We start from the raw sequence: 22,463 nt of genomic DNA, 5'->3' as shown, positions 1-22,463 counted from the left end.
TTGACATTCCAGCGCGTTCACTTCGTCGCCAGCCCGGTGGAGCTCGCCCAGGAGAGCATGGCGCGGCTGATCGCGCGCCACGGCCAGGCGCCGGCGGAGGCGGCGGATGTGATCGTCGCGCTCGGCGGCGACGGGCTCATGCTCTCCACCCTGCACGCGACCCAGCACCTCGCCGCGCCGGTCTACGGCATGAACCGGGGCACCGTCGGCTTCCTGATGAACGAATACGCCGAGGACGGGCTCGAGGCGCGGCTCGCGACGGCGGAGCCCGCGGCGCTCAATCCGCTCCGGATGCGGGCGACGACGGCCTCGGGCGAGAGCATCGAGGCGCTGGCGATCAACGAGGTCTCGATGCTGCGCTCCGGGCCGCAGGCGGCGAAGCTGCGGATCCTGATCGACGGCAAGGAGCGGATGCCCGAGCTCGTCGCCGACGGGGCGCTGGTCGCGACGCCGGCGGGATCGACCGCCTACAACTATTCCGCCCATGGGCCGATCCTGCCGATCGGCGCCGACATCCTGGCGCTGACGCCGATGTCGGCCTTCCGCCCCCGGCGCTGGCGCGGCGCGCTGCTGCCCAAGGCGGCGCGGGTGACCTTCGAGGTGCGCGAGCCCGAGAAGCGCCCGGTCAGCGCGGTGGCTGATTCGACCGAGGTGCGCGACGCGGTGCTGATCGAGGTCGAGAGCCGGCCCGACATCGTGCACACGATCCTGTTCGACCCCGGCCACGGGCTCGAGGAGCGGCTGATCCGCGAACAATTCGCCTGATCGCGCGCCATCGGTCGCAACTTCGCGGCCCGGGCCGCGTATTTCCGGAGCCGCCGGGGGGGCCGGCGGCGGCGGGACTTGTCACGACGCCGGCCCCGCGGCATCAGGCCCCGGATCAGGGAGAGAAGGACATGGCACTCACCGCCGCGCAGCAGTGGCGCATCTGGGGACTCGTGATCGCGGGCGTCCTGCTGCTGCTCTGGCTTCTCGCCGGAACGCTGCTTCCCTTCTTCGGCGGGGCCGCGCTCGCCTATCTGCTCGACCCGGTCGCCGACCGGCTGGAGCGGCTCGGGCTCGGCCGGATCACGGCGACGACGATCATCGCCGCCGCGCTGACGCTCCTGATCGCGCTGGGCCTCCTGCTCGCCGTGCCGCTCCTCGTCGAGCAGGCGCAGTCGCTCATCGGTGCGATCCCCGACTATCTCGCCTCGGCCTCGCATTTCCTCGGCGGCCGCTTCCCGCAGCTCTTCGACGAAAGCTCCGCCATCGGACGCGGGCTCGCCTCGGCCGAGACGGCGCTGCGCGACAGCGGCGGGGTCGTGCTCGGCTCCGTGCTCGCCTCCTCGCTGCAGGTGCTGAACTTCTTCTACGTCCTGGTCGTGACGCCGGTCGTCGCCTTCTACCTGCTGATCGACTGGGACCATTTCGTCGCGCGCGTGAACGCCGCGCTGCCGCGCGCGCACGCGCCGACGATCCGCCGGCTCTGCCGCGAGATCGACGCGGTGATGGCGGGCTTCGTCCGGGGGCAGCTTCTCGTCTGCGTCGTGCTGGGCGCGTTCTACGCGATCTCGCTCATGCTGATCGGCGTGCCCTACGGGCTCCTGGTCGGGATCGTCTCGGGGATGATCGTCTTCATCCCCTTCGTCGGCTCCACGGTCGGGCTGCTGGTCGGGACCGGCATCGCCGCCGTCACCTTCTGGGAGGAGCCGTTCTGGATCTTCGCCACGGCGGGCGTCTTCATGATCGGCCAGTTCTTCGAGGGCAACATCCTCTCGCCGATGCTGGTCGGCAAGTCGGTCGGCCTGCATCCCGTCACGCTGATGCTCGCCCTCTCGGTCTTCGGCGTGCTCTTCGGCTTCACGGGGCTGCTGATCGCGGTCCCGCTCGCGGCCGCGCTCGGCGTGCTGGGGCGCTACGCCTTCGAGAAATACCTCGAGAGTCCACTCTACAGCGGCGCGACGCCTCCCGAGGACGAGGAGGGCGAGGAGGTCCTGGATCCCGCGGCGCCGCCGATCGGGGAAGAATGAGCCTTGGCGCGGCGGGGTCAGCAGCTCGTTCTCGACCTCGCGACCCGTCCGGCGCTCGGCCGGGCGGATTTCTTCGTGTCGCCGGCGAACCGGCTCGCGCTCGCGCAGCTCGACACCTGGCCCGACTGGCCGGAGGGGCGGCTGGCGGTCACCGGGCCGGCGGGATCGGGCAAGACGCATCTCGCCCATGTCTGGGCGGCGGGATCCGGGGCGCGGATCCTGCCGGCGCGGGACCTGCCGGCGATCGACCTCGCGCGGCTGCCCGCGAACGCCGCGCTCGCGGTCGAGGACGCGGACCGTCTGGCCGGGCTCGGCCCCGCGCCGCGCCGCGAGGCGGAGGAGGCGCTCTTCCACATCGCGAACCGTCTCGCGGCGGGGGGCGGCTGGCTCATGGTCTCGGGCCGGCGGGCGCCCGCGCAATGGGATCTCGCGCTGCCCGATCTCGCGAGCCGGCTCGGCGCCGCGCCGGTCGCGCGGCTGGAGCCGCCGGACGACGCGCTGCTCGCGGCGGTGCTGGTGAAGCTCTTCACCGACCGGCAGCTGCCGGTGGCGCCCGATCTCGTCAGCTATCTCGTCGCGCGCATGGACCGCTCCTTCGTCGCCGCCGAATCGCTCGTCGCCCGGCTCGACGCGGCGGGGCTGGAGCGGCGGCGGCGGATCACGCGCAGCCTCGCCGCGGAGATCCTGCGCGAACGCGGCTGACGGGCGCGGCGGTCATGGTCGCCCCCGCGCGCGAGCTGTGCCATATACGGTGCCGGAACAACGGCGCGGCGCCAGGGGGCGGCGCGCATCAGGGACGAGGGGGAGCACCGTGCTCGAAAGCATCATGTCCGAGGGAGTCGACGCCGATTTCCTCGATTCCGCCGCGCCGGCGGGGCGGGACCTGCCGGGGGTCGACATCACCGGGCCGGAGCGGTTCATCAACCGCGAATTGAGCTGGCTCGCCTTCAACTGGCGGGTGATGCACGAGGCGGAGAACCCGAGCGTCCCGCTGCTCGAACGCGTGCGGTTCCTGTCGATCTCCGGCTCGAACCTCGACGAATTCTACTCGGTCCGCGTCGCGGGCCTGCGCGGCCTCGCCCGCGCCGGCGTCGCCTCGTCGAGCGTCGACGGGCTTTCGCCGAAGGAGCAGCTGTTCCGCATCGACGCCGACGCGCGCGCGCTGATGCTGCGCCAGCACGACTGCCTCGGCGAGATCCGCGAGCTCATGCGGGCGGAGGGGATCGTCATCCTCGGCGCCGAGGAACTCCGGGGCGCCGATCTGAAGGTGATGGAGAAGCATTTCTTCGAGCAGGTCTTTCCGATCCTGTCGCCGCTCGCCATCGATCCGGCGCATCCCTTCCCGTTCATCGCCAACGGCGGCTTCGCGATGGCGCTCCAGCTCAGCCGCGATTCCGATGGCACCGGGCTCGAGGCGCTGCTGCCGGTGCCCGCGCAGGTGTCGCGCTTCATCCGGCTGCCGGAAGGCGCGAAGGGCGAGGTCCGCTTCCTGCCGCTCGAGGCGCTGCTCGAAGTGTTCCTCGACCGGCTCTTCCCCGGCTACACCATGCTCGGCAAATGCGCCTTCCGCGTGCTGCGCGACAGCGATCTGGAGGTCGAGGAAGAGGCGGAGGACCTGGTCCGCGAATTCGAGACCGCGCTGAAGCGCCGCCGCCGAGGTCAGGTGATCCGGCTCACGATGACCGACGACGCCCCCGAGGACCTGCGGCGCATGATCGTCGCCTCGCTCGGCGTCGGGCAGGACGAGGTGATCCAGGTGCCGGGGCTGATCGGCATCGGCGATCTGTCGGAGCTTTGCCGGATCGACCGGCCGGACCTGCTCTGGCCGCCCTTCACGCCGAGGGCGCCGGAGCGGGTGCAGGATTTCGACGGCGACATCTTCGCCGCGATCCGGCAGAAGGACATGCTGCTGCACCACCCCTACGAATCCTTCGGGACCGTGGTCGCCTTCCTGCAGCAGGCGGCGCGCGATCCGAACGTGCTCGCGATCAAGCAGACGCTCTACCGCACCAGCCGCGACAGCCCGATCGTCGCCGCGCTCTGCGAGGCGGCGGAGGACGGCAAGTCCGTCACCGCGCTGGTCGAGCTCAAGGCGCGTTTCGACGAGGCCGCGAACATCCGCCAGTCCCGGCGGCTGGAACGGGCGGGCGCGCAGGTGGTCTACGGCTTCATCGACTGGAAGACCCATGCGAAGATCTCGACCGTCGTCCGCCGCGAGGGGGGCGAGCTCGTCACCTATACCCATTTCGGCACCGGCAACTATCACCCGGGCACGGCGAACATCTACACCGACCTCTCGCTCTTCACCTGCGACAGGGCGCTCGGCCGCGACGCGACCAAGGTGTTCAACTACCTCAGCGGCTATGTGAAGCCCGAGAGCCTCGAGAATCTCGCGATCAGCCCGCACATGATCAAGCCGCGCATCCTCGAAGGGCTGGAGGCCGAGATCGCGCATGCGAGGGCGGGACGGCCGGCGCAGGTCTGGGTGAAGCTCAATTCGGTCACCGACGCCGAGGTGATCGACGCGCTCTACCGCGCGAGCCAGGCGGGCGTGAAGATCGACATGGTGATCCGGGGCATCTGCTCGCTCCGCGCGGGGGTGGCCGGGCTCTCGGAGAACATCCGGGTGAAGTCGATCATCGGCCGCTTCCTCGAACACAGCCGGATCGTCTGCTTCGGCAACGGCCACGGGCTGCCCTCGCCGGAGGCGCGGGTCTACATCAGCTCGGCCGACTGGATGGAGCGCAACCTGAACCGCCGGATCGAGACGCTGGTCGAGATCACCAACCCGACGGTGCACGCGCAGATCATCGACCAGGTGATGGCCGCGAACATGGCCGACCAGGCGCAGAGCTGGGTGGCGCGGCCCAATGGCAGCTATCTGCGCCACGACGCGGCGCCGGGGGCGCAGCTCTTCAGCTGCCACCGCTTCTTCATGGAGAACCCCTCGCTCTCGGGCCGCGGCCGGGCGGGGGCGGAGGATGTGATCCAGCTCGTGCACAGCCACGACTGATCGACGCCCCCGGATCGACGCCCCCGGATTGACGCCCCCCGGATTGACGCCCTGTCCCGGGGATGCCAGACCGGTCCCCGGGACAGCAGAACCCGGGGAGCGGCTCATGACCAGGCGAGGCACCTTGGACCGGGCGATCCCCGGCGTACCCGAACTCGACAAGGCGCGGCTGGAGCGGATCGGCGTGATCGACGTCGGTTCCAACTCGGTCCGCCTCGTCGTCTTCGACGGGATGGCGCGCAGCCCCGCCTATTTCTACAACGAGAAGGTGCTCTGCGGCCTCGGCGCGGGGATGAGCGAGACCGGGCGGCTCAGCCCGGCCGGCTGGGAGAGCGCGCTGCGCGCGCTGCACCGTTTCGCCGCGCTCGCCGAACGGATGAACCTCTCCGGCATGATCGCCGTCGCCACCGCCGCCGTGCGCGAGGCGGAGGACGGCCCGGCCTTCTGCGATCAGGTCCGCCGCGAGACCGGGGTCACGCTCCACATCGCGAGCGGATCGGAGGAGGCGCGGCTCTCGACGCAGGGCGTGCTGCTCGGCTGGCCCGACGCGGAGGGGCTGGTCTGCGACATCGGCGGCGCCTCGGTCGAACTCGCCCACGTCTCGGGCGGGCGGATGGTCCATGGCGCGACCTCGCCGCTCGGGCCGCTGAAGCTCGCCGATTTCACCGACGCGGAGAAGCGGGAGAAGTACCTGCGCAAGACCGCGAAGGCGCTTCGCAAGGCCGTGCCCGAGGCCGCGCCCCGGCTCTATCTCGTCGGCGGCTCCTGGCGCGCGATCGCGCGGCTCGACATGGAGCGGGTCGACTATCCGCTGAAGGTGCTGCACGCCTACGAGCCGCCGGTCGACCAGCTGCGGGAGACGCTCGACTGGATCCAGACGCAGGAACAGTCGCGGATGTCGGACATGACCGGCACCTCCGCCGCGCGGCTCTCGCTCGTGCCGCTCGCGAGCCTCGTGCTGAGGGAACTGCTGCGCCGGATCGAGCCGGGGCGGGTGGTGATCTCGGCCTACGGGCTGCGCGAGGGGCTGCTCTATCGGCAGATGCCGGCCGAGATGCGCGGGCTCGATCCGCTGATCGAGGCCTGCCGCCATCAGGAACTGCTCTCGGCGCGGGCGCCCGGCTTCGGCGACGCGCTGCACGAATGGCTGCTGCCGCTCTTTCCCGAGGCGGGGGCGGCGGAGCGGCGGCTGATCCACGCCGCCGCGCTGCTCCATGACGTGAACTGGCGCGCGCATCCGGACTATCGCGCCGAGGTCTCCTACGAATCAGTGGCCCGGGCGAACATGGCGGGAATCGATCATCCCGAGCGTATCTTCCTCGGCCTCGCGCTGCTCAACCGCTACAAGACCGTCGGCCCGAGCGACGAGGCCTCGCGCTACGCGGCGCTGCTCCCGAAGGAACGGGCGGCCGAGGCGGTGATCCTCGGCCGGGCCATGCGGCTCGGCGCGATGCTGTCGGGCTCCTCGGTCGGCGTGCTCGAACATGCGCGGATCGAGCGCGAGAATGATGCACTTGTGCTCGCATTGCGCGGACCGGCGCGCGAATTCGGCGGCGAGGCGGTCGAACGGCGGTTGCATTCGCTCGCTTCGCGCCTGCAGTGCGAGGCGCGGATCGACCTGCTCGACGCGTGAGATTCCCCTTGAACGGGAAAAGCGGCCCGCGCGTTCGCGAGCCGCTTTCCGATTTCTCCCCCCAAGACTTGGGCCATGCCAACGGGTCCTCGCTTGCCTTCGGGGACAGCGGTGGCTTTTCGCCATTTCCTGCCTTTTCCCCTTGGGCGCCCATTGTCGGCAGGAGGGAAATAAACAGCTTTGTGAGCCGATTGCAACCGTGATTTTCGCCTCGCGCATACCGGGTATCTCCTGAGCGCAAGGCACGCGGCGGCATTGCGCGCGCGGCGGGCATCGCCTAAAGCGGCGGGGCTCGAAAGCGACCGGGGAGGACGAGCCATGCGCCTGACGAAGTACTTTCTGCCGGTCCTGCGGGAGAACCCGGCCGAGGCGCAGATCGCGAGCCACCGGCTGATGCTGCGCGCGGGGATGATCCGGCAGGCGACGGCGGGGATCTACTCCTGGCTGCCGCTCGGTTTCAAGGTGCTGCGCCGGCTGGAACAGATCGTCCATGAGGAACAGCAGCGCGCCGGGCACATCCCGCTCCTGATGCCGACGCTGCAATCGGCGGATCTCTGGCGCGAGAGCGGGCGCTACGACGATTACGGCGCCGAGATGCTGCGGATCAAGGACCGGCACGAGCGCGACATGCTCTACGGGCCGACCAACGAGGAGCTCATCACCGACATCTTCCGCTCGGCGGTCTCGTCCTACAAGGACCTGCCGCTGACACTCTACCACATCCAGTGGAAGTTCCGCGACGAGATGCGGCCGCGTTTCGGCGTGATGCGCGGGCGCGAGTTCCTGATGAAGGACGGCTACAACTTTGACCTGACGGTCGAGGACGCGATGCACGCCTACAACCGCCACATGGTGAGCTACATCCGCACCTACGAGCGGATGGGGCTGAAGGCGATCCCGATGCGCGCCGACGGCGGGCCGATCGGGGGCGACCACACGCATGAGTTCCTGGTGCTGGCGCCGACCGGCGAGAGCGCGGTCTTCTACGACCGCGCGGTGACGGATCTGACGCTGGGCGACCGGGCGATCGACTTCGCCGACCGGGGGCAGGTCTCCGAGATCGTCGCGACCTGGACCGCGCCCTATGCCCGCACCGACGAGCGCCACGACGCGGCGGAATTCGCGAAGGTGCCCGAGGATCGGCGCGTCGAGGGGCGCGGCATCGAGGTTGGGCAGATCTTCTTCTTCGGCACCAAGTATTCCGAGCCGATGAAGGCCGTGGTCGTCAACGAGGCGGGCGAGCGCGTGCCGGTGCAGATGGGCAGCCACGGGATCGGCGTCAGCCGGCTCGTCGGCGCGCTGATCGAGGCGAACCACGACGAGAAGGGCATCATCTGGCCCGAGGGCGTGACGCCGTTCCATGTCGGGATCGTCAATCTCAAGCAGGGCGACGGCGCCGCCGACGCGGCCTGCGAGGCGCTCTACGCCGAGCTGCGCTCCGCGGGCCTCGATCCGCTCTACGACGATCGCGAGGAGCGCGCCGGCGCGAAATTCGCGACGATGGACCTGATCGGCCTGCCCTGGCGGATCACGGTCGGCCCGCGCGGACTCGCGAACGGCAGGGTCGAACTGACCAGCCGGCGCACCGGCGAGAGCGAGGAGATGTCGCCCGGCGCCGCGATCGCCCGGCTCTCGGACATCTATCGCGGCCACCTGGACGGACGGCCGGCCGCGTAGCGGCGATCCGCCGCGCCGGGAGGAAACAGGGAACAACCGCCGCCGACCGATGTTCGGGCTGCGTGGGCGATCGCGGCTGCGCGACGCTCCGACCCAAACTTCGGACACGCGAGGAGACCCGCATGGCAACGACCACCGGCGCCGTCGAAGGCGACATCAAGAGCCTGATCAAGGATCTCATCCTGCTCGAGCACGACGCCATCGCCGCCTACGACTCCTGTATCGAGAGGCTTTCGGACGAGTCGTTCAGGAGCCAGATCTCGACCTTCCGGCAGGATCACCTCCAGCATCTCGACGTGCTCCAAGAGATCGCGCGCGAGACCGGCGCCGAGGCGCCGGAGGAGGGCGACATGAAGCAGATGCTGACCACCGGCAAGATCGCGCTCGCCAATCTGATGGGCGATGGCGCGATCCTGAAGGCGATGAAGACGAACGAGGACGACACCGTCGCCGCCTACGAGCGCGCGGCGCGCCACGACGATGCCATCGCCAGGACACGCGCCTTCTTCGAGAAGGCCCACGCGGACGAGCTGCGCCACCGCGCGTGGATGGAGCGGACCTCGGAGTCGCTCTGAGGCACGGCGTCGGACCGGCGCGCGCTCGCGCCGGTCCGCCCGCTCCGCCATCGCGCCCGTTCGTGATCGGCGCGGGCATGGTTGGCGCTTGACCTCGGCCGGACGGCGCCACAGGGTCCGCGCGATCTTGCCGGGAGCCGAACCTTGTCCGCGAGCACGCCGCCCTTTTCCGCCTTCGAATGGCTGATCGCATGGCGCTATCTGCGCGCGCGCCGCAGGGAGGGCGGGATCTCCGTCATCGCCTGGTACGCGCTGATCGGCGTGATGCTCGGCGTCGCGACGCTCATCGTGGTGCAGGCGGTGATGTACGGCTTCCGCGAGGAATTCACCGAGAAGATCCTCGGCGCCAACGCCCATGTCACCGTCTACGCCGCGCCGAGTTTCGACGCGGAGGGCAATCCGGACCGGCTGATCGCGGATTACGACGGCTGGACCGCGAGGATCGGCGCGATCCCCGGCGTCACCTCGGCCGCGCCGATGATCCGGGGGCAGGTGATGATCTCCGCCCATGGCCGCGCGCTCGGCGTCGAGGTGATGGGGATCCGGCCCGCGGATCTCGGCGAGGTGCCGCTGCTCGTCCATCCGGAGGTACAGCAAGGGAACCTGGGAGACTTCGGCGAGGGCGTCGCGATCGGCTCCGGCGTAGCGCGCGAACTCGGCGTGACGGTGGGCGACGTGGTGACGCTGATCTCGCCCGACGGGATGGACACGCCCTTCGGCACGCAGCCCCGGATCAACGACTACACGGTCGAATACATCTTCGGCATGGGCCGCTACGACATCGACCGGACGCGGGTCTACATGCCCTTCGCCGAGGCGCAGGGCTATTTCAACCGCGAGGCGGGCGCCGACGAGATCGACGTGATGGTGGCGAACCCCGACCGGGTGGAGGACCTGCGCGCGCCGCTGCTCGCGGCGACCGCGCCGAGGGGCGAGATCTGGACCTGGCAGCAGGCCTCGGGCGCCTTCCTCTCCGCGCTCGACGTGGAGCGGCGGGTGATGTTCATTATCCTCTCGCTCGTCGTGCTGATCGCGGCGATGAACATCATCTCGGGCCTCGTGATGCTCGTGAAGAACAAGGGCCGCGATATCGGCATCCTCAGGACGATGGGGCTGACGCGGGGCGCGATCATGCGGGTCTTCTTCATCTGCGGCTCGATGATCGGCGTGGTGGGGACCGTGCTCGGCGTGATCGTCGGCTGCCTCTTCGCCTTCTACATCCAGGAGATCCAGTCGGTCGTTGAATGGGTGACCGGCGGTTCGCTCTGGAATCCCGAGATCCGCTATCTCACGCATATTCCCGCCCGGCTCCGCCTCGTCGACGTGGCCGCGGTGGCGGGAACGGCGCTCATCCTCTCCTTCGTCATTACGCTGATGCCCGCGCGCAACGCGGCGCGGCTCAATCCGGTCGAGGCGTTGCGTTATGAGTGAGGCGCTGCGCTTCGAGGGGATCGGCAAGGCCTATCACGACGGCGGGCGGGAGCCGGTCGTCGTGCTCGACGGCGCCTCCGCCGCGCTCGACGCGGGGGAGATCGTCGCGCTCGTGGCGCCTTCGGGGACGGGGAAATCCACGCTCCTGCATATCGCCGGGCTGCTCGACACGCCGAGCGCGGGCGTGGTGCACGTCGACGGGCGTTCCACCGCCGGACTCGACGATCGCGCGCGTACAAGGCTCCGGCGCGACGCGATCGGCTTCGTCTACCAGTTCCACCACCTGCTCCCGGAGTTCAGCGCGCTCGAGAACGTGGCGCTGCCCCGGCGCGCCGCGGGGCTCGGCCGGCGCGCGGCGGAGGAGGGTGCGCGCGACCTGCTCGCCCGCGTCGGCCTCGCGCATCGCGTCTCGCACCGCCCGGCGGAGCTCTCGGGCGGGGAGCAGCAGCGCGTCGCGGTCGCCCGCGCGCTCGCGAACGCGCCGAAGCTCCTGCTCGCGGACGAGCCGACCGGCAACCTCGATCCGGAGACCTCGGAACAGGTGTTCTCGATGCTGCTCGCGCGCGTGCGCGAGACCGGGCTGACCGCGCTCATCGCCACACACAACCCCGACCTCGCGGCGCGGATGGACCGGATCCTTCACCTGCGCGACGGGCGGATCGTCGAGGGCTGAGGTGGGTCAGCCGCAGATCCGGCGCAATGCGTGCCAGTCCGCCGCCGGGAAATCGGCGGCGTCGGGGGCGGGGGGGTAGCTGTCGGGCGAGGCGGGGGGCGCCAGCGCCGCATCGGCCGCGCGGGCGAGCGCGGCGTCCGGGAGCGTGCCCCGGAACACGTAGCCGAGCGCGGCGAAGGGGCCGACGGCGCGCATCAGCGCCCGCGTCTGGCCGGTGCCCGGCTCGGGGCCGAGCGCCTGCGCCACCCAGCCGGCGAGCTGTTCGGGGCTCTTCGCGCGGGCGAGCGCGGCGCGGTCGATCAGCACCGTCGGTCCCGGCAGCGCCGCGACCCCCCGGCCGAAGCCGAGATCGAGCACACGGAAGGAAGCCTCGGGCGCGACACGCGCGCCGAACCCGGCGAGCGCGCGCGTGCCCCGGGGCGCGGCGCAGAGCGGGCCGTGCTCCTCGAGGATCGAGAGCAGCATCCGGTCGCCGAATTCCCGCGCCTGGGCGGGTGGCACCATGCGCGCGGCCTGGGCGCGGACGAGGTCGGGCCCCCGGAGGACGAGCGCGAGGGCGAGCGCCAGCAGGATGAGGCCCGAGATCGAGATCCGCGCGCCGCCCGGCGGCGGGGGCGCGGTCCAGGGCGCGTCGAAATCGCCCGCGGCGGCGGCGATCGCCGCCTTCGCCTCCGTGTCGCGGAGTTCGAGCGTCTCGCCGTCGTCGTCGAGAATCGCGTAGCGCGTCGCGCCGTCCTCCTCCCCGACCACGCGCATCCCGGCGAGCGCCCAGTGCCCGAGGAACTGTCCGCCGTCGCCCGTGAGCACCACGGTGGAACTGCCGAGCACGGCGGTGACCGGACGCGGCTCGGCATGGGCGCTTTCGCGCCAGAGGCCGGCGGTCTGGAGGCGGGGGCGGGTCTCGGCGGCCGTCATCGACATTCGGAACTGGGGACGGTGCGACCCGGTCTAGAGCAGGACGCCGCCGCAGGAAAGGGCGGGCGGGCCGAAAGGCGTCTCCCCCGCGCTTCCTTCGGAGGCGACCGGCAGCCTCAGGCGGCGTCGGCCGGATAGAAGGCGCCGCCGCTCTCCGCGAGGTCGAGAAGACGCCGGGGCGGGTCGAACCGGGCGCCGTGGCGGGCGGCGAGGTCGCGCGCCATCTCCACCGCGCGCGGAGCGCCCAGCATGTCGAGCCAGGAGAAAGGCCCGCCGGTCCAGGGCATGTAGCCCCAGCCGAGGATCGCGCCCACGTCGCCCTCGCGGACATCGCCCAGCACACCCTCGTCGAGCGCGCGGACCGCCTCCAGCGTCTGGACCATCGCGAGGCGGTTCCGGATCCCGGCGAGGTCCGGCTGTTCGGCGGCGACCGGCCAGTGATCCGCGAGGCCGGGCCAGAGGCCGGCGCGCCCGCCCTTCGCGTCGTAGTCGTAGAAGCCCGCGCCCGCCTTGCGCCCGAGCCGGCCGAGAAGCGCGAGCGTCTCCAGCACCGCGTCGCCCGGGCTCGCCGGATAGGCGGAGCCGAGCGCCGCCTTCGTCGCGCGCGCGATCTTCACGCCGAGATCGATCGATACCTCGTCGGTCAGCTGAAGCGGACCGAGCGGGAAGCCGAGCTGCTTCGCCGCGTTCTCGATCAGCGCGGGCGCGACGCCCTCGGCCACCATCCGGACGCCCTCGAGCACATAGGGCAGGACGCAGCGGTTGGCGTAGAAGAAGCGCGCGTCCTGCACGGTGATCGGCGTCTTGCGGAGCGCGCGGACGAAATCGAGCGCCCGGGCGATGGCGGCGGGGCCGGTCTCGCGGCCGAGGATGATCTCGACGAGCTTCATCCGCTCCACCGGCGAGAAGAAATGGATGCCGATGAAACGGCTCGGGTCCGCCGCCGCCCGTGCGAGTTCGCTGACCGGGAGCGTCGAGGTGTTGGTGGCGAAGGTGGCCTCCGGCCCCAGCGCCGTGGTGGCCCGCGCGATGACGTCGGCCTTGACGGCGGGATCCTCGAACACCGCCTCGATCACGAGGTCGCAGGGGGCGAGGGCGGCGAAATCCGCGCCCGCGGTGATCCGCCCGAGGATCTCTTCGCGCCGCTCCGGGGAGAGGCGGCCGCGCGCCACGCGCTTGTCGAGCGCGGCGGCGAGGCCGGCCTTGCCCCGTTCCGCGTCGGCCTCGTCGCGGTCGAGGAGCAGCGTCTCGATCCCCGCCTCCGCCGCCACCCCGGCGATGCCGGCGCCCATCATTCCCGCGCCGATCACGCCGAGCCGGCGCACGCTCCGGTCCGGCTCCCCCGCCGGGCGCGAGGCGCCCTTCTCCAGCGCCTGTTTGGAGAGGAAGAGCGTGCGGATCATCGCGGAGGACGACGGGTTCATCAGGACATGGGTGAACCAGCGCGCCTCGATCCGGAGCGCGGTGTCGAAATCGGTCAGCGCGCCCTCGTAGATCGCCGAGAGCATCGCCTTCGCCGCCGGATAGGCGCCCTGCGTCTTGCCCTGGACCATGGCCGAGGCGCCGACGAAGGTCATGAACCCCTCGTGTGAATAGGGCGCGCCGCCGGGCATCTTGAAGCCCTTCCGGTCCCAGGGTTTCGCAAGGTCGTTCTCCTGGGCCGAAAGCACCCAGGCGCGGGCGGCGGAAAGCAGGTCCGCGGGCGCGGGGGTCTCGTCCACCAGCCCGGCGGCGCGGGCTTCCTTCGCGCGGAGCATCCTGCCTTCGAGCAGGATCGGGGCCGCGGGCATCAGGCCGAGCATCCGGCTCACCCGCGTGGTGCCGCCCGCGCCGGGGAAGATGCCGAGCAGGATTTCGGGCAGACCGATCCGCGCCTTCGGCTGGTCGGCGAGGAAGCGGCGGTGGCAGGCAAGCGCGATCTCGGTGCCGATCCCGGCGCAGAGGCCGGGCGAGGCGAAGGCGACGGGCTTGCCGCCCTTGAGCGTCTTCGGATCCATCCCGGCGCGCTCGATCTTGCGGAGCAGCCGGTGCATGTTCATGAGCCCCTCGAAGAGCCCGCGCGCCGGCTCCGGCCCCGCTTCCGCCTTCATCCGCGCGAGGATGCCGAGGTCCATCCCGCCGGCGAAATCGGGCTTGGCCGAGGTCAGCACGATCCCCCTGACGGCCGGATCGGCGAGCGCGGCGTCGAAGGCGGCTTCGAGTTCCGCGATTCCCTCGTAGGTCAGGATGTTCATCGACCGGCCGGGCAGGTCCCAGGTGATCGTCGCGATCCCTTCGGCATCGGTTTCGAGCGTGAAGATCGCCATCCCTAGAACTCCTTGATCACGGTCCCGTCGCGCAGCCTGTACCAGCGCCGGGCGCCGTCGACATGCGCGACGAGATCGACATCCGGATAGTGGCAGGTGTCGCGCTCGTTCGTGTCCGACATGACGAGAAAGACCGCCGGGGCGTCTGTGTCGTTGCGCAGGTGATGGCCGATGCCGTTGCCCGCCGGGAAGGCGGCGCAGTCGCCGGGGCGCATCGGCGTCTCGGCCTCGTCCTCGACCAGCGTGAGCTCGCCCGCGCGCATGATCAGGAACTCGTCGACGCCGGTGTGCCAGTGGCGGAGCGAACTGAAGCCGCCCGGCGCGATGGTGACGAGATTGACCCCGAGCCGCGTCAGCCCGGCCGCGGCCCCGAGCCGGATCCAGGAGCGGCGCGTCGTCACCGCGTCATGCGGCGGCGGATAGGAGCCGCCGGAGAGATGGGGCGCGGCCGCGGCATCGATCACGGCGCCGGGCACGTCCGGCACCGGATCCTCCACCGTCGGAACCGAGGCGTCGGAGGGTTCGAGCGGCGTTCCGTCGCGGCGGGTCATCACGCCCCGGCCGCCGATCTGGCGGCACTGGCGATCCTGGCCGGAATAGGTGCAGATGTCCGCGGGGGAGCGATTGCCGGCGATCAGGAAGCTCGCCTCGGCGGCGGAGCGGTTGACGAAGTGATGCCCGTTCGGCCGGCCCCGCGGAAAACCCGCCGCCTCGCCGGGGCGCATCTCCGTCTCGCCGGTATCCTCGACCAGCGTCAGTTCGCCGTCGAGCAGCAGCGCGAATTCGTCCTCCTCGCTGTGCCAGTGCCGCATCGAGGAGGCGGAGCCGGGCGGCAGCGTCTCGATCCGGACGCCGAAGCGGGTAAGGCCGCCGATCTCGCCGACCGGGATCGAGGCGAAGGGGCCGGGATCGTGCTCCGGCGGGGCATAGCCTTGGGTCAGTTCGAACTCCGGGCGGGGGGGCAGGTCGATCCTCGGCATCAGACGCGCTCCAGAATCGTCGCGGCCCCCATGCCGGAGGCGACGCAGAGGGTGACGAGCGCGGTTTCCCCGCCCGATCGTTCCAGCTCGTCGAGCGCGGTGCCGAGGATCATCGCGCCGGTCGCGCCGAGCGGGTGGCCCATCGCGATCGCGCCGCCGTTCACGTTGACCTTGGCCGGATCGGCGCCGAAGGCCTGAAGGAAGCGCAGCACGACGGCGGAGAAGGCCTCGTTCACCTCGAAGAGGTCGATGTCGCCGATCTCCATCCCGGCGGCTTCGAGCACCTTCGCGGTCGCGGGCACCGGCCCGGTCAGCATGATCGTGGGATCGGTCCCGACCTTCGCCGTCGCGCGGACGCGGGCGCGGGGCTTCAGCCCGTGGCGGACGCCGAAGTCGAAATCTCCGATCAGCACCGCCGCCGCGCCGTCGACGATGCCGCTCGAATTGCCGGCGTGATGGACGTGGTCGATCTTCTCGAGCTCCGGATAGCGCAGGATCGCCACCGCGTCGAAACCGGGCATCGTCTCGCCCATGTCCTTGAACGCCGGGCGGAGCGCGCCGAGCGACTGCATGTCGGTGCCGGGCCGGGGATGCTCGTCGCGCTCGAGCAGCGTCAGGCCGTTGATGTCCGTGACCGGCACCACGCTCCGGGCGAAGCGCCCTTCCTCCCAGGCGCGCGCGGCGCGGCGCTGGCTCTCGACCGCGTAGGCGTCGCAATCGTCGCGGGTGAAGCCGTGTTTCGTCGCGATCAGGTCGGCGGCGATGCCCTGCGGCACGAAATGCGTGCCGAAGGTCAGCGCCGGGTCCACCGCGATCGCCGCGCCGTCCGAGCCCATCGCGACCCGGCTCATCATCTCGACCCCGCCCGCGACATAGCCGCCGCCCCGCGCCTCGGTGAGCGCGGCGGCGAGGTTCACCGCCTCGAGCCCGCTGGCGCAGAAACGGTTGATCGAGAGCCCCGGCACCGTCTCGGGCAGGTCGGAGAGCAGCGCGGCGGAGCGCGCGAGGCAGCCGCCCTGCTCGCCGATCTGGGTGACATTGCCCCAGATCACGTCCTCGACCGTGTCGGTCGCCGTGCCGGTGCGTGCGCGGAGCGCGTTCAGCACGTCGGCCGAGAGCCGGACCGCCGTCACCTCATGCAGCGCGCCATCGGCCCGGCCCCGGCCCCGCGGCGTGCGGATCGCGTCGTAGACATAGGCGTCGGCCATCTCCGTCTCCTCTCAGCCGCCGGGCGGATGGCCCGGCAGCAGGTCGTAGGGATGCTTCCAGCCGGGCAGCGCGGCGATCTCGTTCCGCCAGCGCTCGATCCCGGGATACTCGCCCGCCATGTCGACGCCGTATTCCTCGGCGTAGTAGACATAGCCCGCGCAGGAGAAATCCGCGATCGTCATCCGCTCCCCCACGATCCAGGGGCGCGCGCCGAGATGGCGGTCGAGCACCTTCATCGCCGCCCGCGCCCGCCCGTCGAGGAAGGCGATCACCGCCGGGTCGCGCTTGTCGGGGGCGGCGAGGGTCATCAGGAAGCGCAGCGTCGCGATGTAGCTCGTGAACTTGTGGTTGTCCCAGAGCAGCCAGCGCAGCACCTCGCGCCGCTCCTCCTCCGACTTCGGCGCGTAGTCGCGGTAGCGCTGGGCGAGATAGTCGAGGATCACGCCCGACTGGCTGAGCCTGAGGTCGCCATGCACCAGCACCGGCGCCTCGCCCATCTCGTTCATCGCGAGATAGTCCGGCGTCTTGGTCCCGCCGTGGAAGAAATCCACCCAGACCGGCTCCCAGTCCGCTCCGGCGAGCTCGAGCAGGAGCGCGACCTTGTAGGCATTGCCGGACTGGGCGAAGGAATGGAGCTGGTATTCGGACATCGGTTTCCTCGGGTCACGTATCGGTCAGAATGCCTCCGCCGGCAGGGTGAGCAGCGGTTCGGGGTCGGCCTCGATCCGCGCGCGGCGGAGCGCGGTCTCGGGCAGGAGGCGGGTCATGTAGTGGCGCGCGGTCAGCCGCTTCGCCCGGTCGAACGCCGTATCGCCATCGGCGGCGCGGGCCATGCGCGCCCACATCAGGCCGAGGCAGACGAGGCCGAGCAGGTGCAGGAAATCGGTCGAGCCCGCGAGCGCCGCGTTCGGATTGGTCATGCCCACCCGCAGGAAGGTCAGCACCGCCGCCTCGAGGTCCCCGATCGCCGCCGCGAGCGGATCGAGGAAGGTGGCCTTGAACTCGGCGTCGGTCCCGGCCTCCGCCTCGCGCAGGAAGTCCTTCACGATGGCGAGGAAGGCGCGCATCGGCGCGCCGCCGTCCTGGGCGAGCTTGCGGCCGACGAGGTCGAGCGCCTGGATGCCGTTCGTCCCCTCGTAGATCATCGTGATCCGGGCGTCGCGCACCAGCTGGCTCATCGGCCAGTCCTCGATGTAGCCATGGCCGCCGAAGACCTGCTGCGCCTCCACCGTCGCCGCGAAGCCCCGGTCGGTCAGGAAGCCCTTCAAGACCGGCGTCAGCAGCGCGGCGAGCCCCTCCGCCTCCGCGTCGCCCGCGCGCGCGCGGTCGAGGAACATCGCGTCCCAGATCATCAGCGCCCGCCCGCCCTCGACGAAGGCGCGCATGTCCATCAGCGCACGGCGGATGTCGGGATGGACGATGAGCGGATCGGCCGGCGCCCCCGGCTCCGCCGGCGCGGGCAGGGCGCGGCCCTGCCGCCGGTCGCGGGCATAGGCGCTGGCCTGGGCGAGCGCCGCGGCGCCCTGGGCGAGCCCCTGCGCCGCGACGGCGAGGCGGGCCTCGTTCATCATCGTGAACATCGCGCGCAAGCCCCGGTGCGGCTCGCCGATCAGGAAGCCGGTTGCCCCGTCGTAGTTCATCACGCAGGTCGGGTTGCCGTGGATCCCCATCTTGCGCTCGATCGCGCCGCAGGAGACGCCGTTGCGCGCGCCGAGGGTCCCCTCGGGCGTCGGCAGGAACTTCGGCACGATCAGGAGCGAGAGCCCCTTCACCCCCGGCGGGCCTCCGGGGATGCGCGCGAGCACGAGGTGGATGATGTTCTCTGCGAGGTCGTGCTCGCCCGAGGAGATGAAGATCTTCTGCCCGCTGACCGAATATGTTCCGTCGCCGCGCGGCTCGGCCCGGGTGCGCAGGAGGCCGAGGTCGGTGCCGCATTGCGGCTCGGTCAGGTTCATCGTGCCGGTCCATTCGCCGGAGGCGAATTTCGGCAGGTAGGTCGCCTTCTGCTCCGCCGTGCCATGGGCGTGGATCGCGTTGTAGGCGCCGTGCGTCAGGCCCCAGTACATGTCGAGCGCCATGTTCGCGGCGACGAACATCTCGCCGGTGATCGAATTCATCAGCGTCGGCATCCCCTGGCCGCCATAGTCCGGATCGAGGTCGAGCGCGGTCCAGCCGCCCGCGCGCACCGCGTCGTAGGCGGCCTTGAATCCCTCGGGCACCCGCACCACGCCGTTCTCGAACCGGCAGCCCTCCAGATCGCCGGCCCGGCTCACCGGCGCGAGCCTCTCCGTCGCGAGCCGGCCCGCCTCGGAGAGGATCGCGGCCGTGGTATCGGGGTCGAGTTCGGCGTAGCCGGGGATCCCGCTCCGCGCCACCTCGAAGACGCGGTGGAGGAGAAAGGCGAGATCGTCGAGCGGGGGGGCGTAGCTCATGCGCGCGCGCCCGTCTCGGAGCGCCGGGCGAGCAGGGCGCTGGCGGCGGCGAGCTGCTTCTCGAGATCGGCGATGGCAAGGTCGAGCTCGTCGCGCTGCGCCCGCATCGCGGCGAGCCGCTCGGCGCCGAGCGCGCAGGTCCGGCCGAGCTGCGTCACCTGCTGGTCGCCGAGGTCGTAGAGGTTCAGGAGCTGGCGGATGTCCTCGAGGCTGAAGCCGAAGCGCTTGCCGCGCAGGATCAGGCTCAGCCGGGCCGCGCAGCGCCGGGTATAGAGGCGGCGCTGTCCCTTGCGGATCGGCGAGATCAGCTCGCGCGATTCGTAGAAGCGCAGCGTCCGGGGCGTGACGCCGAATTCGGCGCACATCTGCCCGATGCCCCGCGTGGCGGCGGCGCTGTCCGGCGTTTCCTCCGGCATCGCGGACCTCCCTCCGGATCTCCTCCCCGCGCAGGATTGGCCGGGCGCGGCCGCGAGGCAAGCCGGAAAAGTGACGTTTACGTCAAGGTGACGCGACGTCACCCGGGGCGGGTGGCGGGTCGGGGGCTGATCGGGGGGGCGGCCGCCCATTGTGCCGCCCGGCCGGATGTGGCCATCTCTCGCCGCGAAAGGGAGAATGGCATGGCCGGTGGCGATGGCGACGGGATCGAGGGGGCGCAGCGGTTCATCGACGCGCTGCCGCATGCGCGCGACCTCGGGATCGCGGTGATCGAGCTCGGCGGCGGCCGGGCGGCGCTGCGCCTCGGCTATGACGAGCGCTTCATCGGCGATCCCGACACCGGCGTGCTGCACGGCGGCGTGGTGACCACGCTGCTCGACACCTGCTGCGGCGCGGCGGTGATGAGCCATCCCTCGACACCGGGCAGGACGGCGACGATCGACCTCCGGATCGACTACATGCGCGCGGCGCCGCCGGGGCGCGCGATCACCGCCCGCGCGGAATGCTATCGCGTCACCCGCAGCGTCGCCTTCGTCCGCGCCTTCGCCTACGCCGACGGGCTCGGCGAGCCGGTCGCGGCGGCGGCGGGCGCCTTCATGGTCGAGGGCGGAAGAGGGGAGGACGTGGTGTGAGGGAGATCGAGCCGGTCCAGGTCGCGAAGCGCCGGCGCGACGCGGCGCTCGCCCATCTCGCGCGAAGCGTGCCCTATGTCCGCCACCTCGGCGTCGAGTTCGACCGCCGGGGGGACGAACTGACCGCGCGGCTGCCCTTCGACGAGAAGCTCATCGGCAATCCGCGGATCCCGGCGCTCCATGGCGGCGCGATCGGCGCCTTCCTCGAGATCACCGCGCTCATGGAACTCGCCTGGGCGCTCACTTGGGAGCGGATGGAGGGCGGCGGCGCGGGGGCGGCGGAGATCGAGGCGGGCCGCTTCCCGCCCTGGCCGAAGACGATCGACTTCACGATCGACTACATGCGCTCCGGCCTGCCGCGCGACGTCTATGCCCGCGCCCGGGTGGCGCGGATGGGGCGGCGTTACGCCAGCGTCCATGTCGAGGGCTGGCAGGACAACCGCGGCCGGCCGATCGCGCAGGCGACCGGGCATTTCCTGATGCCGGAGGGCGCGGCGTGACGCGCGCCCCGGTCGCGCCCCGGAGCGCCTGAGCCCATGTCCGCCGTCGTCGCCCCGATCACCCACCGCCGCGTGCTGGCCGTCGCGCTGCCCATCGTCGTCTCGAACGCGACGGTGCCGATCCTCGGCGCGGTCGATACCGCGGTGGTCGGCCAGCTCGGCCGCGCGGCGCCGATCGGCGCGGTCGGGCTCGGCGCGATCATCCTGATCTCGATCTACTGGATCTTCGGCTTCCTCAGGATGGGCACGACCGGCATGGTCGCCCAGGCGCGTGGCGCGGGCGACGTGGCCGAGACCGGGGCGCTGCTGACGCGGGGCGTGATGATCGCCTTCGCCGCCGGGGCGGCGATGATCCTCGGCCAGGCGGCGATCTTCTGGGCGGCCTTCCGGATCGCCCCCGCCTCGGCGGAGGTGGAGGGGCTGGCGCGGAGCTATCTCGCGATCCGGGTCTGGGGCGCGCCCGCGGCGATCGCGGCCTATGCGCTGACCGGCTGGCTCATCGCGATGGAGCGGGCGCGGGGCGTGCTGCTGCTCCAGCTCTTCACCAACGGCGTCAACGTGATCTGCTCGGTCGCCTTCGTGCTCGGCCTCGGCTGGGGCGTGCCGGGCGTGGCGCTCGGCACGCTGATCGCGGAATGGTCGGGGCTCGCGCTCGGCCTCTGGCTCTGCCGCGCGGCCTTTTCCGGCGCGCAGTGGCGCGACTGGGCGCGGGTCTTCGATCCGGCGAAACTGCGGCGGATGGCGCGGGTCAACGGCGACATCATGATCCGCTCGATCGCGCTGCAGGGCTGCTTCACGAGCTTCATGTTCCTTGGCGCGGGTTTCGGCGACGTCACCCTCGCCGCGAACCAGGTGCTGCTGCAGTTCCTCGAGGTGACGGCCTACGCGCTCGACGGCTTCGCCTTCGCCGCCGAGGCGCTGGTCGGCCAGGCGCTCGGCCACCGCGCCCGGGGCGCGCTCCGCCAGGCGGCGGTCCTGTCCTCGCAATGGGGGCTCGGCTTCGCGGCGGCGCTGTCGGCGGCGTTCCTTCTCGCGGGACCGGCGATCATCGACGTGATGACGACCTCGGAGGAGGTGCGGGCGGCGGCGCGGCACTACCTGCCGTGGCTGGTCGCGGCGCCGCTGGTCGGGATCGCCGCCTGGATGCTCGACGGCATCTTCATCGGCGCGACCCAGACCCGAGACATGCGCGACGCGGCGCTCCTCTCGGTCGCGGTCTACGCGCTGTCGCTGATGGTGCTCATTCCGCTCATCGGCAATCACGGACTCTGGGCGGGGCTGATGATCCTGAACACGACGCGCGGGGTGACGCTGGGGTTGAGGTATCGGAAGATCGAGGCGCGGGCGTAGGGCGGTAGGTGGTGCTCGGCTTAACGAAGCCCCGTCAATCCTCAACGGGCTCGGACATATACAAGATTGGGCCAAGATCCGTATTCGGGCCATAATCTCGGTACTTCAAATGGCCGTCTGCGATGTAGAGGTTGCGAAGGAGATATGTTTCAGTCTCTCCAGAGATCGTTAGCCCCATCGCATCGCCGTCTTCAGTCGAAACGATCGAAACTGCCTTATCTTGCAAAGCAACACTCTCGATCACCCGGCGTACATCATATGGATCGGTTACTCTCTCGACGCGAAAGTAGCATGCTCCTTCAAACACGCCAACGGCGACCACAGTTACGCTGCCTACAACTATCGTAACCGGAGCCATCAATATCGATGCCGCCGTTCCGATGGTACCCGCTGTGCCGGCGATGATCCCCACCGTACCTGCCGCAGAGGCTCCGGCGGCCGTAGAACCCAGCATGGTTAGGCCGGAGCCAGCATGCACCAATGTGTAGTAGCCAGCCGCTTGCAGGCCGGCTCCGGCGACCGCGCTGCTCCCCGCAACCGCAGTGCCGATTGTGGTGGCAGTCTTGCCAGCCCAATGTGAGGGCGTGTAATCACAGACTTCCGCGCGCGCGGCACTCGTTAGCGCGGCCGCTGTCGCCACAAAAATTGAGATAGCGCGAATTTCGGTAGCTATTCCTCGTTTGTCCACGA

Annotated in this window: 20 protein-coding genes; 12 read left to right on the top strand and 8 right to left on the bottom strand. The window is 70.9% G+C overall.

Features of this window, described 5'->3' with window-relative positions; all coding sequences use genetic code 11:
- From FJM51_RS07065 to FJM51_RS07025, 9 genes are all read left to right on the top strand, one after another.
- Entirely contained in the window at positions 1-765 is a 765-nt protein-coding gene (locus tag FJM51_RS07065) for an NAD kinase (protein WP_140453418.1), read from the top strand.
- 131 nt (positions 766-896) lie between these two features.
- A complete protein-coding gene (locus FJM51_RS07060) occupies positions 897-2,012 on the top strand; it encodes an AI-2E family transporter (RefSeq protein WP_140453417.1) in 1,116 nt (371 codons plus the stop codon).
- A 3-nt stretch (positions 2,013-2,015) separates the two neighbouring features.
- Positions 2,016-2,714 carry a P-loop NTPase family protein gene (locus tag FJM51_RS07055; RefSeq protein WP_140453416.1) on the top strand — a complete coding sequence of 233 codons (699 nt, stop codon included), beginning with the start codon at positions 2,016-2,018 and terminating at the stop codon, positions 2,712-2,714.
- Positions 2,715-2,838: 124 nt separating this feature from the next.
- Positions 2,839-5,025 carry an RNA degradosome polyphosphate kinase gene (locus tag FJM51_RS07050; RefSeq protein ID WP_140453519.1) on the top strand — a complete coding sequence of 729 codons (2,187 nt, stop codon included), beginning with the start codon at positions 2,839-2,841 and terminating at the stop codon, positions 5,023-5,025.
- A 106-nt stretch (positions 5,026-5,131) separates the two neighbouring features.
- A complete protein-coding gene (locus FJM51_RS07045; RefSeq protein WP_140453415.1) occupies positions 5,132-6,658 on the top strand; it encodes a Ppx/GppA family phosphatase in 1,527 nt (508 codons plus the stop codon).
- Between the two features lie 318 nt (positions 6,659-6,976).
- On the top strand, positions 6,977-8,335 hold the full coding sequence (gene proS, locus FJM51_RS07040; RefSeq protein ID WP_140453414.1) for a proline--tRNA ligase: 1,359 nt from the start codon (positions 6,977-6,979) through the stop codon (positions 8,333-8,335).
- Between the two features lie 122 nt (positions 8,336-8,457).
- Positions 8,458-8,910, top strand: coding sequence for a DUF2383 domain-containing protein (locus tag FJM51_RS07035; protein ID WP_140453413.1), 453 nt, complete (start codon positions 8,458-8,460; stop codon positions 8,908-8,910).
- 144 nt (positions 8,911-9,054) lie between these two features.
- Positions 9,055-10,341, top strand: coding sequence for a lipoprotein-releasing ABC transporter permease subunit (locus tag FJM51_RS07030; protein ID WP_140453412.1), 1,287 nt, complete (start codon positions 9,055-9,057; stop codon positions 10,339-10,341).
- A complete protein-coding gene (locus FJM51_RS07025; RefSeq protein WP_140453411.1) occupies positions 10,334-11,014 on the top strand; it encodes an ABC transporter ATP-binding protein in 681 nt (226 codons plus the stop codon). Before FJM51_RS07030 ends, FJM51_RS07025 begins: the two co-directional genes overlap by 8 nt.
- A gap of 6 nt (positions 11,015-11,020) precedes the next feature.
- Here FJM51_RS07025 and FJM51_RS07020 read toward each other — a convergent pair whose 3' ends face one another.
- The 7 genes from FJM51_RS07020 to FJM51_RS06985 form a co-directional block, all read right to left on the bottom strand.
- Positions 11,021-11,929 carry a hypothetical protein gene (locus tag FJM51_RS07020; protein ID WP_140453410.1) on the bottom strand — a complete coding sequence of 303 codons (909 nt, stop codon included), beginning with the start codon at positions 11,927-11,929 and terminating at the stop codon, positions 11,021-11,023.
- 116 nt (positions 11,930-12,045) lie between these two features.
- Positions 12,046-14,235, bottom strand: a complete 2,190-nt coding sequence (locus tag FJM51_RS07015; protein ID WP_140453409.1) for a 3-hydroxyacyl-CoA dehydrogenase NAD-binding domain-containing protein — start codon at positions 14,233-14,235, stop codon at positions 12,046-12,048.
- 2 nt (positions 14,236-14,237) lie between these two features.
- Positions 14,238-15,215 carry a cupin domain-containing protein gene (locus FJM51_RS24090; protein WP_210240218.1) on the bottom strand — a complete coding sequence of 326 codons (978 nt, stop codon included), beginning with the start codon at positions 15,213-15,215 and terminating at the stop codon, positions 14,238-14,240.
- Positions 15,215-16,423, bottom strand: a complete 1,209-nt coding sequence (locus tag FJM51_RS07000; protein WP_140453408.1) for an acetyl-CoA C-acetyltransferase — start codon at positions 16,421-16,423, stop codon at positions 15,215-15,217. Before FJM51_RS07000 ends, FJM51_RS24090 begins: the two co-directional genes overlap by 1 nt.
- A gap of 12 nt (positions 16,424-16,435) precedes the next feature.
- The gene (locus tag FJM51_RS06995; protein ID WP_140453407.1) at positions 16,436-17,074 is read right to left on the bottom strand and encodes a glutathione S-transferase family protein; all 639 of its coding nucleotides are present in this window, start codon (positions 17,072-17,074) and stop codon (positions 16,436-16,438) included.
- A gap of 24 nt (positions 17,075-17,098) precedes the next feature.
- Positions 17,099-18,856: an acyl-CoA dehydrogenase family protein gene (locus FJM51_RS06990; protein ID WP_140453406.1), complete on the bottom strand. Its 1,758-nt coding sequence runs from the start codon at positions 18,854-18,856 to the stop codon at positions 17,099-17,101.
- Positions 18,853-19,272: a MerR family transcriptional regulator gene (locus FJM51_RS06985; protein WP_140453405.1), complete on the bottom strand. Its 420-nt coding sequence runs from the start codon at positions 19,270-19,272 to the stop codon at positions 18,853-18,855. The genes FJM51_RS06990 and FJM51_RS06985 overlap by 4 nt, the downstream gene beginning before the upstream one ends.
- A gap of 201 nt (positions 19,273-19,473) precedes the next feature.
- On the opposite strand from FJM51_RS06985, the gene FJM51_RS06980 reads away from it, so the two are divergent.
- From FJM51_RS06980 to FJM51_RS06970, 3 genes are read left to right on the top strand one after another with little or no spacing between them, the layout of a single operon-like run.
- The gene (locus tag FJM51_RS06980; protein ID WP_140453404.1) at positions 19,474-19,923 is read left to right on the top strand and encodes a PaaI family thioesterase; all 450 of its coding nucleotides are present in this window, start codon (positions 19,474-19,476) and stop codon (positions 19,921-19,923) included.
- Complete coding sequence (locus tag FJM51_RS06975) at positions 19,920-20,423, top strand: PaaI family thioesterase (RefSeq protein WP_181164479.1); 504 nt, start codon at positions 19,920-19,922, stop codon at positions 20,421-20,423. Before FJM51_RS06980 ends, FJM51_RS06975 begins: the two co-directional genes overlap by 4 nt.
- 36 nt (positions 20,424-20,459) lie before the next feature.
- Positions 20,460-21,773 carry an MATE family efflux transporter gene (locus FJM51_RS06970; protein WP_140453402.1) on the top strand — a complete coding sequence of 438 codons (1,314 nt, stop codon included), beginning with the start codon at positions 20,460-20,462 and terminating at the stop codon, positions 21,771-21,773.
- A 34-nt stretch (positions 21,774-21,807) separates the two neighbouring features.
- Here FJM51_RS06970 and FJM51_RS06965 read toward each other — a convergent pair whose 3' ends face one another.
- Positions 21,808-22,461, bottom strand: a complete 654-nt coding sequence (locus tag FJM51_RS06965) for a hypothetical protein (protein WP_140453401.1) — start codon at positions 22,459-22,461, stop codon at positions 21,808-21,810.
- Between the last annotated feature and the right edge of the window lie 2 nt (positions 22,462-22,463).

Origin of the sequence: Amaricoccus solimangrovi, assembly GCF_006385685.1 — a bacterium.
In the GTDB taxonomy this organism is placed as follows: Bacteria; Pseudomonadota; Alphaproteobacteria; order Rhodobacterales; family Rhodobacteraceae; genus Amaricoccus; species Amaricoccus solimangrovi.
Note: the sequence above shows the minus strand (reverse complement) of the source record. Positions and strands in the feature narration are given on the sequence as shown.

Bases quoted from the DNA above. Each gene is read 5' to 3' on its own strand.
- FJM51_RS07060 (WP_140453417.1), top strand. From the start codon at position 897: ATGGCACTCACCGCCGCGCAGCAGTGGCGCATCTGGGGACTCGTGATC.
- FJM51_RS07050 (WP_140453519.1), top strand. From the start codon at position 2,839: ATGTCCGAGGGAGTCGACGCCGATTTCCTCGATTCCGCCGCGCCGGCG.
- FJM51_RS07045 (WP_140453415.1), top strand. From the start codon at position 5,132: ATGACCAGGCGAGGCACCTTGGACCGGGCGATCCCCGGCGTACCCGAA.
- proS (WP_140453414.1), top strand. From the start codon at position 6,977: ATGCGCCTGACGAAGTACTTTCTGCCGGTCCTGCGGGAGAACCCGGCC.
- FJM51_RS07035 (WP_140453413.1), top strand. From the start codon at position 8,458: ATGGCAACGACCACCGGCGCCGTCGAAGGCGACATCAAGAGCCTGATC.
- FJM51_RS07025 (WP_140453411.1), top strand. From the start codon at position 10,334: ATGAGTGAGGCGCTGCGCTTCGAGGGGATCGGCAAGGCCTATCACGAC.
- FJM51_RS07020 (WP_140453410.1), bottom strand. From the start codon at position 11,929: ATGACGGCCGCCGAGACCCGCCCCCGCCTCCAGACCGCCGGCCTCTGG.
- FJM51_RS07015 (WP_140453409.1), bottom strand. From the start codon at position 14,235: ATGGCGATCTTCACGCTCGAAACCGATGCCGAAGGGATCGCGACGATC.
- FJM51_RS24090 (WP_210240218.1), bottom strand. From the start codon at position 15,215: ATGCCGAGGATCGACCTGCCCCCCCGCCCGGAGTTCGAACTGACCCAA.
- FJM51_RS07000 (WP_140453408.1), bottom strand. From the start codon at position 16,423: ATGGCCGACGCCTATGTCTACGACGCGATCCGCACGCCGCGGGGCCGG.
- FJM51_RS06995 (WP_140453407.1), bottom strand. From the start codon at position 17,074: ATGTCCGAATACCAGCTCCATTCCTTCGCCCAGTCCGGCAATGCCTAC.
- FJM51_RS06990 (WP_140453406.1), bottom strand. From the start codon at position 18,856: ATGAGCTACGCCCCCCCGCTCGACGATCTCGCCTTTCTCCTCCACCGC.
- FJM51_RS06985 (WP_140453405.1), bottom strand. From the start codon at position 19,272: ATGCCGGAGGAAACGCCGGACAGCGCCGCCGCCACGCGGGGCATCGGG.
- FJM51_RS06980 (WP_140453404.1), top strand. From the start codon at position 19,474: ATGGCCGGTGGCGATGGCGACGGGATCGAGGGGGCGCAGCGGTTCATC.
- FJM51_RS06970 (WP_140453402.1), top strand. From the start codon at position 20,460: ATGTCCGCCGTCGTCGCCCCGATCACCCACCGCCGCGTGCTGGCCGTC.